This window comes from Duganella radicis, from assembly GCF_009720825.1.
Lineage (GTDB): Bacteria > Pseudomonadota > Gammaproteobacteria > Burkholderiales > Burkholderiaceae_D > Rugamonas > Rugamonas radicis.
Genome location: NZ_WNKY01000051.1, coordinates 13,814 through 28,923 on the forward strand (window position 1 = coordinate 13,814; position 15,110 = coordinate 28,923).

At 66.4% G+C, this 15,110-nt stretch carries 12 protein-coding genes; 6 read left to right on the forward strand and 6 right to left on the reverse strand.

From position 1 onward, the window contains the following. From GM676_RS27085 to GM676_RS27110, 6 genes are all read right to left on the reverse strand, one after another. Entirely contained in the window at positions 1-462 is a 462-nt protein-coding gene (locus tag GM676_RS27085) for a hypothetical protein (RefSeq protein ID WP_155467327.1), read from the reverse strand. A 21-nt stretch (positions 463-483) separates the two neighbouring features. After that, positions 484-789, reverse strand: a complete 306-nt coding sequence (locus GM676_RS27090; RefSeq protein ID WP_155467330.1) for a HigA family addiction module antitoxin — start codon at positions 787-789, stop codon at positions 484-486. A 12-nt stretch (positions 790-801) separates the two neighbouring features. Next, complete coding sequence (locus GM676_RS27095) at positions 802-1,083, reverse strand: type II toxin-antitoxin system RelE/ParE family toxin (RefSeq protein ID WP_155467333.1); 282 nt, start codon at positions 1,081-1,083, stop codon at positions 802-804. A 188-nt stretch (positions 1,084-1,271) separates the two neighbouring features. Continuing rightward, the gene (locus GM676_RS27100; RefSeq protein ID WP_155467336.1) at positions 1,272-1,706 is read right to left on the reverse strand and encodes a hypothetical protein; all 435 of its coding nucleotides are present in this window, start codon (positions 1,704-1,706) and stop codon (positions 1,272-1,274) included. A gap of 161 nt (positions 1,707-1,867) precedes the next feature. Next, the gene (locus GM676_RS27105; protein WP_371866389.1) at positions 1,868-2,299 is read right to left on the reverse strand and encodes a GNAT family N-acetyltransferase; all 432 of its coding nucleotides are present in this window, start codon (positions 2,297-2,299) and stop codon (positions 1,868-1,870) included. 69 nt (positions 2,300-2,368) lie between these two features. Continuing rightward, a complete protein-coding gene (locus GM676_RS27110) occupies positions 2,369-4,198 on the reverse strand; it encodes a sigma-54-dependent Fis family transcriptional regulator (protein WP_155467339.1) in 1,830 nt (609 codons plus the stop codon). Positions 4,199-4,430: 232 nt separating this feature from the next. On the opposite strand from GM676_RS27110, the gene GM676_RS27115 reads away from it, so the two are divergent. The 6 genes from GM676_RS27115 to GM676_RS33010 are packed head-to-tail and all read left to right on the forward strand — an operon-like array spanning position 4,431 to position 15,020. Then, on the forward strand, positions 4,431-5,906 hold the full coding sequence (locus GM676_RS27115; RefSeq protein ID WP_155467342.1) for a benzaldehyde dehydrogenase: 1,476 nt from the start codon (positions 4,431-4,433) through the stop codon (positions 5,904-5,906). A gap of 26 nt (positions 5,907-5,932) precedes the next feature. Then, on the forward strand, positions 5,933-6,700 hold the full coding sequence (locus tag GM676_RS27120; RefSeq protein ID WP_155467345.1) for a coniferyl-alcohol dehydrogenase: 768 nt from the start codon (positions 5,933-5,935) through the stop codon (positions 6,698-6,700). Positions 6,701-6,751: 51 nt separating this feature from the next. Next, positions 6,752-8,452, forward strand: coding sequence for a DUF1302 domain-containing protein (locus tag GM676_RS27125; protein ID WP_155467348.1), 1,701 nt, complete (start codon positions 6,752-6,754; stop codon positions 8,450-8,452). 14 nt (positions 8,453-8,466) lie between these two features. Next, positions 8,467-9,819 carry a DUF1329 domain-containing protein gene (locus GM676_RS27130; RefSeq protein WP_155467351.1) on the forward strand — a complete coding sequence of 451 codons (1,353 nt, stop codon included), beginning with the start codon at positions 8,467-8,469 and terminating at the stop codon, positions 9,817-9,819. 14 nt (positions 9,820-9,833) lie between these two features. After that, positions 9,834-10,877, forward strand: a complete 1,044-nt coding sequence (locus tag GM676_RS27135) for a WD40/YVTN/BNR-like repeat-containing protein (protein WP_229262890.1) — start codon at positions 9,834-9,836, stop codon at positions 10,875-10,877. A gap of 12 nt (positions 10,878-10,889) precedes the next feature. After that, positions 10,890-15,020 carry a carboxylesterase family protein gene (locus GM676_RS33010; RefSeq protein WP_155467357.1) on the forward strand — a complete coding sequence of 1,377 codons (4,131 nt, stop codon included), beginning with the start codon at positions 10,890-10,892 and terminating at the stop codon, positions 15,018-15,020. Positions 15,021-15,110 lie beyond the last annotated feature (90 nt).

Here is a 15,110-nt window from a genome sequence, read left to right on the forward strand (position 1 = left end):
CTATGTACGTATCAGGGCTTTGCGGACGCCCAAGGCGATTGGGACGCCGAACAGAAACATATGGGATAGCAGATCAAGAGCGCTTGCCAGCGGCTTGAAATGTACCGGGAACGGAAATGCGGAAGCCGGCAACACGACCAACCGCATGGCCAGGAACACCAGCACGCCAAAAACGGCGCCACATACCAGCGCATGCCGCACCAGGGACGGTTTCAACCGCGCCAGCATCAGATACACGCCCGTCCAGGCCAACGACAATCCGAAATGCGCGGCCAGCCCAAACGCAGCCATCGGTATGCCACCGCTCAGTGCATCCTTGCCAAACGCACCGCTGGCAACGATCCGCAACAATTGCAGCGGCGGCGTGCCGTTGTAAGCGTTAAAGCAGATGGCAAAAGTAATGTCCAATGCGCCCGCGATCAGCCCACCGAGCAGGATGTAGCGAGTTTTTTCTATTCTCACGCCTGCTGTCTCCTATATGTTTCAGGCCAAGACATCGCCGCTGGCCCAAGGACGAATTTTAGCCAAGGTGTCCGACATGCGGTCCTTTGCCTCTGCTGCATCATAGTCTAGTTGCAGTCCAGTCCAGAATCCATCAGACATGCCGAAGAAGCGAGACAGACGCAAGCCAGTATCAGTAGTTACGCCACGGGTACCGGCTACGATTTCACCAATACGGCGTTGCGGCACGGCGATCTCCTTCGCCAAACGATACTGCGTGATTCCCATGGGTTTCAGGAACTCTTCAAGAAGAATCTCGCCCGGATGAGGGTAAGGTACCTTGCGCATAATCTGCTCTCTTCAGTGATAATCAACGATCTCAACATCCATTGGGCCGGCTGGGCTCCAATGAAAGCAAATTCGAAACTGATCGTTTATACGAATGCTGTGCTGCCCGGCACGTTTGCCCTTGAGCGCTTCCAGTCGATTGCCTGGTGGCACACGAAGATCATCCAGCGCAGCCACACGGTTCAGCATCGCCAATTTTCGCATCGCCGCGGTTTCGATCCTGACGAAACGTTTTACGCGCCGTCCCAAAAACAGGCTCTCGGTTTCAGTACAGGCAAATGAAATAATCGGCATGACTGATCATACCTCTAATAGATACTGACGACAAACGTTATCAATGTGGATTCGACGTTGTCACATTCGCGACCGGGTCGGCATTGCAACAGCTCACTTCACTCCGCAGGCTGATTTACTTCAGTGCGGCGACACAACACGGCACATACCCGGCAAGGAAGGCATGATGGCGACTCCAACCACTTCCTTCATTGAGGGCACATGAAACGAATTCTTCCTTTAGCATTCGGGCTGATCCTGGGCACCCCCATCCTCGCCGCCCAGGCGGGCGATCCCGTAACTGGAAAATGCGAAGCCATCGGTTCCGACAGATCGAGCGTGCCCCGGCTCAGCACATCGGCCAGCCAGGCGCTGACCAGGTCAGCCAGATTTCCGGCAACCCGGCCAGCCGTACTATCATCAAGGTCGGGGACGGACAAGAGCAGCCCCGCCGCATAGTCGCGCACCAGCGGCATCAAGCCGCTGGCCTTGCCAAATGCACCGCCAGTCAGCCGGTCGATCCCGCTGACGCTGCCGGCCAGCATGTCGCGCGGCACGCCCATGCAGACGATTTGCGTGAGATTGGAACTCCAGTCGACCTGGCACGGGCTGGAGACATGGCTGGCAAGGTGGATGCCGGCCACGTCGCGCCGACTCCGCTCAGCCCGGAAAGGCGCCCCCTCCAGCAGCTTGCGCTGGAAAGGAAAACCCCGCTCGCAAGCATGAAAATACCACTAATCGAACTCCTCCCTTGGCGGTGCGGCGTTGGTCGAGAGCCTCTGGATCTGCGGCATACCCAACCACCTCAGGATTCGTCAATATAACCATTTTCCCGCGCCGCCAGCGGATTCTCGAAAATCGCCATCGCCGTGCGCATGCGTTTGAAGCCGAACTTTTTGTAGAACGGCTCCTTGCCCGGCACCGCGTACAGGATGATTTTCTTATGCCCGGCCGACTGGCTCACCAGATTGGCCACGATCTCCTTGCCCAGGCCGGTTCCCTGATGGCTGGGCAATACGGCCACATCGCAGATGTAGGAGCAGTCGATGCCATCCGCCAGCGCCCGCCCCACGCCCACCAGCCGTCCGTCCTCCCGCGCGAAGCAGATAAAGCGGCTGTTGCCGAAGGCGACTTTCAAGTCGGCCGGATTTTTATTGCCCAGCGGCGCAACGCGATACAGGGCGCTGAGTTCTTCCCAGTCCAGCGTTTCAATCGAATGGAACCAAGTAAGCGACACGCGTTATCTCCTAAAAAAAATCACCACAACTAACGTAGCACACACCAGCCGATCAAGGCAGCACCAAGCTTAAGCCGCGTCGGGCTCAGGCTTGCCCGCCTCCTCCTCCCGCTTGCGCATGCGGTAGGCCAGCTTGGGCCGGCTCAGGCCCAACAGCCGCGCCGCCGCCGACAGGTTACCCTGTGCCTGCTCCACCGCGGCATCGATCAGGGCCTGCTCCAGCTGATCCAGCGACCAGCCGCCACCGGATGCGTTCAGCATGCCCGGCACCATGTCCAGCAATTGCTTGCCCGCCGCGCCGCTCTCGCCTTCGGCAGCGTCGCGCTGGCGCAATTGCCCGGCCACGCTGAGCGAAAAATAGGATTGCGCCGCATCCTCGCCGCTGGTGAACAAATGCGGCAGGTCGATCGGCCCGTCCTCGTTGGCGTAGATGGTGCCGCGCTCGACCAGATTCTGTAGCTCGCGGATATTTCCCGGGAAAGCGTAGTTGAGCAGCGCGTCGACCGCGCGCGCCGTGAAACCGGTCACGCGGCGCTGGTGCTTTTGCCCATAGTGACGCAGGAAATAACTCATCAGCAAAGGGATGTCGTCGCGCCGGTCGCGCAGCGGTGGCAAGTGGATCGGGAACACGTTCAGGCGGAAGAACAAGTCTTCTCGGAAGCGGCCGGCGCGAATCTCTTCCCGCAGGTTGACGTTGGTGGCCGCCACCACCCGTACCGCGACGCGGATGCTGCGCGCGCCGCCCACCCGCTCGATCTCGCCTTCCTGCAAGGCGCGCAGCAGCTTGCCCTGCGCCACCATGCTCAGGGTGGTGATCTCGTCGAGGAACAGGGTGCCGCCATTGGCCCGCTCAAACCGCCCCGGCCGCGATTCCGAGGCGCCCGTGAAGGCGCCGCGCTCCACGCCGAACAATTCCGATTCGATCAGCGTCTCCGGAATCGCCGCGCAGTTGACCGCCACAAAGGGTTGCTGCTTGCGCGGGCTGATCTGATGCAGCATGGAGGCGAACATTTCCTTGCCGACGCCGGACTCGCCGGTAAACAGCACCGTGGCCTCGGTCGGCGCCACCCGCCGCAGCATATGGCAGGCGGCGTTGAAGGCGGACGAGACGCCCACCATTTGCTTGTCCTGCCCGCCGCCCTCGGCCGGAAACAGCACGGCGGTATTTTTCGAGGTGGCGCCGCCGCGCTGGCCATAGGCGGTGCTGACAAAAGTCTCGGCGTTGAAATAACTGAGGTCTTCCTCGATATCGTCCCACTCGTCGGCCGGCTTGCCCAGCAGCCGGCACTGGCGATGGCCCATGGACAGGCACTCCACCTCGCGGTAGACGATCAGCCGCCCCACCAGCGCGCTGGTGTAGCCGATCGCATAGCCGGTCTGCATCCAGCAGGCCGGCTCGGTGCCGATGCCGAAGTGGGCGATGTGGCCTTCATCCTCGCTGGAGTGGTGCCACAGGAATTCGCCGTGATAGGTGCCGCGCTCGACGTCGAACTCAAAGTGCACCGGCTCCACCTTGACCGCGCCTTCCAGCGCATGCATGCGCGGACCGGCCGCAAACAGCGCAGCCGGCTCGGCGTCCGGCCAGCGCTCGCGCAACAGCTGCGCATCGCGCATGCCGGCCGAATAGCCCACCCGCGTCAGCAGGCCGCGGGTCTTTTCCATCCCCAGGCTGTCCATCAGTTCGCGCCGCAAGTCGCCGAGCGAACTGGTGTGCATCAGCTGCATGCGCTGGCCGTTGAGCCAGATGCGGCCGTCGCCCGGCGAGAATTGCAGGCTCTGGGTCAGGTCGTCCAGCGTCGGCGGCGCGCCGGCATTCATGTGGGCGCTGTCGCCGCGGTTGAGCACCCGGCTTTCCGCCCTGGCCATCTCGGCCAGCGATACCTGCTGCACTTTCTTCATCGGTCTCCTGCTTATCGTTGTTGGTATGAGTTGATCAAATGGTACAACGCCGCCGCCGGCTTTTAATCATTTGATCAAATCATTATTGCGGCGCCGCTCTGCTGCGGCGCAACAGCAAATCCCGTTTTTAGCAGTGAAACGCAGTGCGGCATCCGTGCCCGTCCGCAGTGTGGCACGGAACTGGCTAATACCAACGTAAAAGCCACAACAACCCACGCCACAGGAGACCAATATGGGCGCACCCGACGCCACCGCGTTATTGCAAGACACCATCTGGCAAGGCCACATCTTTGACGGCGGCTGGCGCGCCGCGCAAGGTGGCAGCCAGCCCATCATCGAACCGGCCACCGGCGCCACGCTGGGCCATACCGGCAAGGCCAATGGCGACGACGTCGCCCGCGCCGCCGCCCTGGCCCGCGCCGCCCAACCCGCTTGGGCCGCCAGCGACTACAAGGAACGCGCCGCCATCTTCCGCCGCGCCGCCACGCTGATGGAACTGCACGGCGACGAGCTGTCGCAGTGGATCGCGCGCGAAACCGGCGGCATTCTGCCAAAGGCCCAGCTGGAACTGCGCGAGGGCGTGGCCCACCTGCACGAGGCCGCCGCCATGCTGACCCAGCCGCAGGGCCAGCTGCTGGCGGCGCCGCACGATCAGTTCAGCATCGCGCGGCGCGTGCCGCACGGCGTGGTGGGCGTGATCTCGCCGTTCAACTTCCCGCTGATCCTGTCGCTGCGCTCGATCGCGCCGGCGCTGGCGGTGGGCAACGCGGTGGTCCACAAGCCAGACCTGCAAACCCCGGTAACCGGCGGCGTCATCATCGCCCGCATCTTCGAACAGGCCGGTCTGCCGGCCGGGGTGCTGCATGTGCTGCCTGGCGGCGCCGAGGCCGGCGAGGCGCTGTGCAGCCATCCGGACATCGGCATGGTGTCGTTCACCGGCTCCACCGCCGTCGGCCGCCGCGTGGCCGAGCTGGCCGGGCGCTCGCTGAAAAAGGTGTCGCTGGAACTGGGCGGCAAGAATTCGCTGGTGATCCTGGACGACGCCGATCCCGACATCGCCGCCGCCAACGTGGCCTGGGGCGCCTATCTGCACCAGGGCCAGATCTGCATGGCCTCGGGCCGCATCCTGCTCCAGCGCGGCATTGCCGCCGCCGTCACCGAACGCCTGCTGGACAAGGCCGCCAAGCTGCCGGTGGGCGATCCGATGAGTGGCACGGTGGCGCTCGGCCCCCTGATCAACGGCCGCCAGGTCGAGCGCCTGCACGGCATCGTGCAGGATTCGATTTCGGCCGGCGCCAGGCTGCTGGCCGGCGGCGCCCACGACGGCCGCTTCTACCCGCCCACCGTGCTGACCGGGGTGAAGCCCGGCATGCGCTGCTTCGAGGAGGAACTGTTCGGCCCGGTGGCATCGATCACCGTGTTCGACAGCGACGACGAGGCCATCGCGCTGGCCTCGCAGACCGAGGGCTGCCTGGCGCTGGGCGTGATATCGCCGTCGCTGGCGCGCGCCATGCACATCGTCAACCGCGTCCCCTGCGGCCATGCCCACATCAACGACCAGACCGTGCTGGCCGAGGTGCACGCGCCATTCGGCGGCAGCGGCAGCTCCGGCAACGGCGGCCGCCACGGCGGCCCTGCCGACTGGGACGAATTCACCCAATGGCAGTGGCTGACCATCAAGAGCCAGGCGCCGCGCTACCCCTTCTAACCTCCAACAACAACATGAGAGACACCATGGAATTACACAATAAAACCATCGTCATCACCGGCGCCTGCTCCGGCATCGGCGCGGAAACGGCAAGGCTGGCGCGCGCCCGCGGCGCCACCGTGATCGGCATCGACCGCAACACCCCGGGTCTGACGCTGGATGGCTTCATCCAGGCCGACCTCGGCAGCGTGGAAGGCATCGACGCCGCCGTGGCCCAACTGCCGGACCGCATCGACGCGCTGTGCAACGTGGCCGGCGTGCCCGGCACCGCGCCCGCCAGGCTGGTGGGCCAGGTCAACTACCTGGGGCTGCGCCACCTGACCGAACGCGTGCTGGAGCGCATGCCGGCCGGCGCTTCCATCGTCAACATCGCCTCCATCCTCGGCGCCGAATGGCCGCAGCGGGTGGCGCTGCACAAGGAACTGGCCGCCGTGCAGGGTTACGACGCCGGCGCCGACTGGCTGCGCGACCATCCGGTGCCGCAGGACACCTGCTACCAGTATTTCAAGGAAGCGCTGCTGGTCTGGACTTACGCGCAGTCGCAGCCGTGGTTCCTGGAGAAATCGGTGCGCATGAATTGCGTGGCGCCGGGGCCGGTGTTCACGCCCATCCTCGGCGACTTCGTCTCCATGCTGGGCCAGGAGCGCGTGCAGCGCGACGCCGGCCGCATGAAGCGCCCGGCCTATGCCGACGAAATCGCGCCGGTGGTGGCCTTCCTCTGTTCCGATGCGGCGCGCTGGATCAACGGTGTCAACATCCCTGTCGATGGAGGACTGGCCTCGACCTTTATCTGACGCAGTTGGCAGCACAAACCACCCATACCTAAAACTATCCCTGGGGGAGACATGAAACAATCACCTGCACTGCGCCTGCTGGCGCTGGCGGTAGCAGCCGCCTTGCCCTGCCACGCGGCCCTGGCGTTTGAATTCGACACCGGTTCCGACGTCAAGGTCAGCTGGAACAACACCATCAAGTACAGCGCCGCCTACCGTCTCAAGGACGCCGATCCGCGCCTGCTGGCCGGCGGCTATCCCGGTTACGGCCCGGCGGACTTCACCGGCTTCAATCTGGACGACGGCAACCAGAACTTCCGCAACAAAGGCATCGTCTCGAACCGGGTCGACTGGCTGTCGGAACTGGATGTCGGCACCCGCAACGCCGGCCTGCGCATCAGCGCGGCCGCCTGGTACGACTCGGTCTACAACGGCAGCAACGACAACGCCTCGGCCGCCAGCAACGCCGCCGTCCTGACCGGCAACGGCAACCGCGACTTCACCAAGGGCACCCGTGTGCTGCACGGCCGCAACGCCGAGCTGCTGGACGCCTTCGTGTTCGGCAAGGGCAGCCTCGGCGACCTGCCGGGCACCGTGCGGCTGGGCCGCCACACCCTGCAATACGGCGAAAGCCTGTTCTTCGGCGCCAACGGCATCGCCAACGCGCAAGGCCCGGTCGACCTGGTCAAGCTGCTGTCCGTGCCGGGCGCGCAATTCAAGGAAATCCTGCGCCCGGTGAACCAGTTGTCCGGCCAGTTGCAGGTGCTGCCGAATGTCTCGCTCGGCGCCTACTACCAGTTCGAATGGCGGCCGACGCTGATCCCCGGCGCCGGCAGCTACCTGAGCAGCTATGACGCCGCCGGCGCCGGCGCCAGCGCCTTCCTGGTCGCACCCACCAATTCCGGCGCGCCGGCGTTCTACACCCAGCCCGACATGAAGGCCAAAAATTCCGGCCAGGGCGGCGCCCAGATCAAGTTCACCCCGGCCGGCAGCGATGTCGAGTTCGGCGTGTACGCGGCGCGCTATCACGACAAGACACCTTACTTCTACCTTGGCTTCGCGCCAGCCTTCCCGCCCGGCGCGCCGGCCACGGTGCAGGCGGTGTACGCGGAAGGCATCAAGACCTACGGCGCCAGCGCCAGCACGGTGCTGGGCGGGGTCAACGTCGCGGCCGAAGTGTCGGTGCGGCGCAATACGCCGCTGGTCAGCGACCCGACGCCGAACTTCCTGTCGCGTCTGGGCGGCGGCGCGCTGGCCGACAACAGCGGCAATCCCGGCTACGCGGTCGGCAACAGCGCCCACGTCAACCTGTCGGCCATCTACGTACTGCCGACCAACAGCCTGTTCCAGGGCGGCTCGCTGCTCGGCGAGCTGGCCTGGAACCGCCGCACCAGCACCACCTTCCAGGGTTCGCTCGATCCCAACACCACGCGCGACGCCACCGCCGTGCGCATGATCTTCGAACCGGCCTACTACCAGGTTCTGACCGGGCTGGACCTGACCGTGCCGATCGGCATCGGCTACAACCTCTCCGGCCGCTCCTCCACCATCTTCAACTTCAACGGCGGCAGCGAGCATGGCGGCGATTTCAATATCGGCATCAGCGGCAGCTACCAGCAGGACTGGAAGTTCGGCATCAGCTATGTGCGCTTCCTGGGCGCGGCCGGCACCTTCCTGAAAAACAATCCCGCCACCAACACCCCGATCCTGAGCTATGCGCAGTCGCTGAAAGACCGCAACTACATCTCGCTCAATATCAAACGCGCTTTCTGAGAATGGACACCAAGATGAAATCCAACGCACACCTGCTGGCCGCCGCTCTGATCCTCACCAACAGCCTGGCCATGGCGGCCGTCACCGCCGACGAGGCGGCCGCGCTGAAAACCACGCTGACCCCGCTGGGCGCGGAAAAAGCCGGCAACAAGGATGGCAGCATCCCGGCCTGGGACGGCGTGTACGCCAAGGTGCCGGCCGGCTACAAGCCGGGCGACGCCCGCGCCGATCCGTTTGCCGCCGAAAAGCCGCTGCTGTCCATCACCGGCAAGAACGTCGACCAGTATGCGGCCAGGCTGTCGGCCGGCACCGTGGCCATGCTGAAGAAATATCCAGCCTATCGGGTCGATGTCTATCCGACCCACCGCACCGGCGGCGCCCCCAACTGGGTCTACGACAACACTTTCAAAAACGCCACCCGCGCCAAGACGGTGGACGGCGGCTACGGCGTGGAAGGCGCCTACGGCGGCATTCCGTTCCCGATCCCAAAAAGCGGCTACGAGGCGATCTGGAACCACCGCCTGGCCTGGACCGGCGAGACCGCGATCTACGCCACCCGCACCTGGATCGTCACGCCGGACGGCAAGCGCTCGCTGGCCAACGAGGCCGAGCAGACCATCATGCGCCCTTACTACTTCAAGGAAGGCAGCGCCGAGAAGATGGAAGGCATGTACCAGTATGGCCGCCTGGTCACGCGCGCGCCGGCGTCCAAGGCCGGCGAAGGCATCCTCGCGCACGACGGCCTGAACGAAGCCTCGCCGCGCGCCCTATGGCAATACCTGGTGGGCCAGCGCCGCGTGCGCCGCGCGCCGTCGGTGGCCTACGACACGCCGGACTCGGTCACCTCCGGCATCGGCTTCTTCGATGAAGCGTTCATGATGTTCGGCCCGATCGACCATCACGAGCTCAAGCTGGTCGGCAAGAAGGAGCTGTACATCCCCTACAACAACAACCGCGCGGCGGCCGCCAAGATCGCCGACCTGGTGGGGCCGCAATTCCTCAATCCGGACCTGGTGCGCTGGGAACTGCACCGCGTGTGGGAAGTGGAAGCCACGCTGGCGCCCGGCAAGCGCCACGTGGTGGCCAAGCGCCGCTACTACCTGGATGAAGACACCTGGCAAGTGATCCTGATCGACGGCTACGACGCGCAGGGCCAGATCTGGCGCAGCAACTACACCCTGACCCTGCTGGCGCCGGACTTGCCGGCGGTGCTGGGCAGCGTCATGTGGGGCACCTACAACGTGCAGACCGGCGCCTACCTGCTGAACGCCTCGTCGAATGAACTGCCGGTGCAGTACAAGGCCATCCCGCGCCTGCCGGTCAGCTACTTCGGTCCCGAGGAACTGGCCAACCAGGGTTCGCGCTGATGCGGGGCGACGCCATGACACTCCTCAAGACTCTGCTGCTGACGCTGGCCGCTGGCTGGCTGCCGCATGCCGCGGCCGCGCAACCGGCCGCTCCGGCGGTGCTGACCAGCCCCGCCATCCTGTCGGCCAAGGCCGGCGGCGCCGTCATGCTGGCGCTGGCGCAGGCCGGCCCCCGCCTGGTGGCGGTGGGCGAGCGCGGCATCGTGCTGCTGTCCGACGACAACGGCAACAGCTGGCGCCAGGCGCCGACGCCGGTGCAGGTCAGCCTGGTGGCGGTGCAGTTCGTCACGCCGCAACTGGGCTGGGCCGTCGGCCACCTGGGCGTGGTGCTGCACACCGACGACGGCGGCCTGACCTGGCGCAAGCAGTTCGACGGCGTGCAGGCGGCCGACACCCTGGCACGCGCCGCCGCCACCCCGGCCGAGGCCAGCGCCGCCGCGCAGTTGCAGGCGGACGGCCCGGACAAGCCCTTCCTCGACCTGTACTTCGCCGACGCCAGCAACGGCTACATCGTCGGCGCCTACAACCTGCTGTTCCGCACCGGCGATGGCGGCCGCAGCTGGCAGCCGTGGCAACAGCACGTGGCCAATCCCAAGAGTCTGCACCTGTACGGCATGCGCGCGGCCGGCGGCGCGCTCTACCTGGCCGGCGAACAGGGTACGCTGTTCCGCTCGCTGGACGGCGGCGCCAGCTTCGACACCCTGGCCTCGCCGTACAAGGGCAGCTACTTCGGCCTGCTGACCGCGCCCGGCGGCGAGCTGGTGGCCTACGGCCTGCGCGGCAGCGCCTGGTGGTCCGGCGACCAGGGCCGCAGCTGGACCCAAGTCCAGACCGGGGTGCAGCAAGCCATCACGGCCGGCATCGCGCTGGCCGACGGCAGCCTGGCCCTGCTCAGCCAGGGCGGCGACGTGCTGCTCAGCCGCGACCAGGGACGCAGCTTCACCCGCCAGCCGCAATCGCGGCCGCTGCCGGCCGCCGCGCTGGCGCAGGCCGCCGATGGCGCGCTGGTGGTGGCCGGCCTGCGCGGCGTCACGCGGCTGGCATCTTCAACCAAATAGGCAGGAAACCCCATGCATAACGAACCCGACCTGGACCAGCAGCCCGTCATCCGGCGGCTACAGGATTTCGATACCCGCTCCGGCAACCTGGCCGAGCGCGCGCTATTCAACTTCCGCCCGCTGATCATCGCCCTGTGCCTGCTGCTGACCGCGCTGCTGGGCTGGCAAGCCACGCACCTGCGGCTGAACGCCAGCTTCGACAAGATGATCCCCACCTCGCATCCCTACGTGCGCAACTACCTGGAGCACAAGACCGAGCTGAGCGGACTGGGCAACTCGCTGCGCATCGCCGTGGCCGCGCGCCAGGGCGGCATCTTCGACGCCCGCTACCTGGCCACGCTGCAACAGATGAACGACGAGATCTACCTGCTGCCGGGCGTGGACCGGCCGTTCATGAAATCGCTGTGGACCGCCAACACCCGATGGACCGCCGTCACCGAGGAGGGCCTGGACGGCGGCACCGTGATCCCGGACGACTACGACGGCTCGCCGCGCAGCATGGAAGTGTTGCGCGCCAACGTCGAGCGTTCCGGCGAGATCGGCCAGATCGTGGCCGCCAACTTCCAGTCCACCATGCTGTTCGTGCCGCTGCTGGACATCAACCCGCAGACCGGCCAGGCGCTCGACTACCGCCAGTTCTCGCAGCAGCTGGAGGCGATCCGCGCCAAGTACCAGGCCGAGGGTGTGGACATCCACATCACCGGCTTCACCAAGATCGTCGGCGACCTGATCGAGGGCTTGCAACAGGTGCTGCTGTTCTTCGTGGCCGCCATCGCCATCGCCAGCGCGGTGCTGTACTGGTACACGCGCTGCTGGCGCAGCACCTTGCTGGTGATGCTGTGCTCGCTGGTGGCGGTGTTGTGGCAGTTCGGCCTGCTGTCGCTGCTGCATTACGAGCTCGACCCGTACTCGGTGCTGGTGCCCTTCCTGGTGTTCGCCATCGGCATGAGCCACGGCGCGCAGAAGATGAACGGCATCATGCAGGACGTCGGACGCGGCACTCACAAAGTGGTGGCCGCGCGCTACACCTTCCGCCGCCTGTTCGCGGCCGGCATGTCGGCGCTGCTGTGCGACGCGGTCGGCTTCCTGGTGCTGGCCATGATCGAGATCAAGGTGATTCAGGATCTGGCGGTGATCGCCAGCATCGGCGTGGCGGTGCTGATCTTCACCAACCTGGTGCTGCTGCCGATTCTGCTGTCGTACACCGGCGTCAGCGCCAGGGCGGCCGCGCGCAGCCTGCAAGCGGACCAGGCACAACAGGGCCGCAAGCCCTGGCTGTGGACCCTGCTCGACCGCTTCACCCAGCGCCGCTGGGCCACGCTGACGGTGATCGCCAGCGCGGTGCTGGCGGTGGCCGGCTTCCTGGTCAGCCTGCAATTGCAGGTGGGCGACCTCGATCCCGGCGCGCCCGAACTGCGGGCCGACTCGCGCTACAACCGCGACAACGCCTTCATGGTGCGCAACTACGCCGCCAGCGCCGACGTGCTGGTGGTGATGGTCAAGACCGGCGCCGACCAGTGCACCCAGTACCAGACCCTGGCCAAGGTCGACGCCCTGGCCTGGCAGCTGGAACAGCTGCCGGGCGTGGACTCGACCAATTCCATGGCCTCGCTCAGCAAGCTGGCCGCCAGCGGCTACAACGAGGGCAACTTCAAGTGGTACAACCTGACGCCCAACCAGAGCGCGCTGGGGGCGGTGCAGACGCGCGCGCCGCGCGAGCTGTTCAACCAGAATTGCTCGCTGCTGTCGCTGTATGTCTACCTGAAGGACCACAAGGCCGCCACCCTGAGCGGCGTGGTCGGCACGGTCGAACGCTTCGCCGCCGCGAACAACACGCCGCAGGAGCAATTCCTGCTGGCGGCCGGCAGCGCCGGCATCGAGGCCGCCACCAACATCGTGGTCAGGCAAGCCATGCACGACATGCTGTACTGGGTGTACGGCGCGGTGATCGTGCTGTGCTACCTGACCTTCCGCTCGTGGCGCGCGGTGGCGGTGGCGGTGCTGCCGCTGGTGCTGACCTCCATCCTGTGCGAGGTGCTGATGGTGTGGCTGGGCATGGGCGTCAAGGTCGCCACGCTGCCGGTGATCGCGCTGGGCGTCGGCATCGGCGTCGATTACGCGCTGTACGTGCTGAGCGTGGTGCTGGCGCGCCAGCGCGCCGGCGCCAGCCTGTCCGAGGCTTTCCACCACGCGCTGCAATTCACCGGCAAGGTGGTGATGCTGACCGGCGTCACGCTGGCCATCGCCGTGGCCACCTGGATCTGGTCGCCGATCAAGTTCCAGGCCGACATGGGTATCCTGCTGGCCTTCATGTTCCTGTGGAATATGGTGGGCGCGCTGGTGCTGCTGCCGGCGCTGGCCCACTTCCTGCTGCCGGGCCAGCCCCGGCGCCGGCCCGATCCGGACTCGCTGCGCGTGACCGCACAAGGCGCGGTGGTCGGCTACGGCGAACGCCATGAGACCCACGCCTGGCTGGGCATTCCCTACGCCCAGCCGCCGGTGGGCGAGCTGCGCTGGCGCGCGCCACGGCCGCCGCAAGCCTGGAGCGGCGTGCGCGAGGCGCTGCACTACGGCGCCGTCGCCATGCAGTTCGCCGGCGAGACCATCGGCGCGCCGCGCAAGCAATGGGGCAGCGTGACCGGCTCGGAAGACTGCCTGACGCTCAACGTGTTCGCGCCCCGCATGACGCCGGCGCAGCTGGCGCAGGACGCGCCGCGCCTGCCGGTGATGGTGTGGATCCACGGCGGCGCCAACACGGCCGGCAGCGCCTCGGCCTACACCGCGCTGCGCAATCTGGCCGGGCACGACCGCATGCTGGTGGTGTCGCTCAACTACCGGCTCGGCATCTTCGGCTGGTTCAGCCTGGCCGCGCTGGACGAGGCGGCCGGCGACGGCGAATACGCGGCGCTGGACCGCTCCGGCAACTTCGGCACGCTGGACATCATTGCCGCCCTGCGCTGGGTGCGCGAGCACATCGCGGCCTTTGGCGGCGATCCCGGCAACGTCACCCTGTTTGGCGAGTCGGCCGGTGGGCTGAACATCTACACCATGCTGGCCAGCCCGCTGGCCAAGGGGCTGTTCCACCAAGCCATCCTGCAATCGCCGATCACGCTCAGCCACAGCCTGGCGGAGGCGCGCAACGCCAGCGACGCCGCCGAACCCGGGCACGCGCTCAGCTCGGCCGAACTGCTGGGCCGCTGGGCGCCGGCGCCGGACCTGCCGCTGGCGGCCGCGCTGCGCGCCCGCCCGGCGGCCGAGCTGATGACGGCCATCACGCCGGCCGGGTTGGGCTTCTTCGACGCCCCGGTGGTGCTGCGCGACGGCGTGGTGCTGCCGGCGGCGCCGCTGGAGCAATGGTTCACCGATCCGGCCCGCTACAACGCGGTGCCGGTCATCATCGGCTGCAACCGCGACGAATACAAGCTGTTCATGGCGAACAACCCGGAATTCGTGCGCCTGCTCGGCGGCCAGCTGCCGCTGATCCGCGATCCGGCCCGCTACCAGTTGTACGCGCGCTACATGTCCGACCTGTGGAAGGCCAATTGCGTCGACGCCCCGGCCAGCGCCATGCTGGCCGGCGGCCACGGCCAGGTGTGGGTGTACCGCTTCGACTGGGACGAGCATCCGCCGCTGCCGCTGCTGCGTCTGAAGTTGCTGCTGGGCGCGGCCCACGTGATCGAGATCGCCTTCGCCCTGCGCGATCTCGACGGCGAATTCGATCCGCTGCGCTGCGCCACCAAGGGCAACCGCGCCAGCCGCCAGGCCGTGTCGGACGCCATGGCCGGCTACTGGACCAGCTTTGCCCGCGACGGCGCGCCGGGCCGCGGCGAGCGCCTGCAACGGCCGGCCTGGCCGCGCTGGAACGAGGAAGTCGGCGCCGATAAACTGATGCTGTTCGACGGCGCGGCCGGCGGCGGCGTGCGGGCCGGCATGCAGCGCCTGGACGCCGACAGCCTGAAGCAGGCCCTGGCGGCCGACGCCGCCTTCCGCCAGGCGCCGCGCGAGCGCATGCGGCTGTACGCCCGCATGTTCAGCTGGTCGATCTTCGCCAATCGCGTGGGGCCGGCGGAGTTCGCGCGCTTCGCGGCGGCCCAGCAACTCAGTTGCCACCCGGAGGAATTCAAGCCATCGCACTGGCCCTGAACGCCGGCATCGCAAAATCCGCTTGGCAAAAACCGAACTCCGCCATAAGCTTGTCTTGCATCAATAATGCGGTCAGGAATCACGGGGATA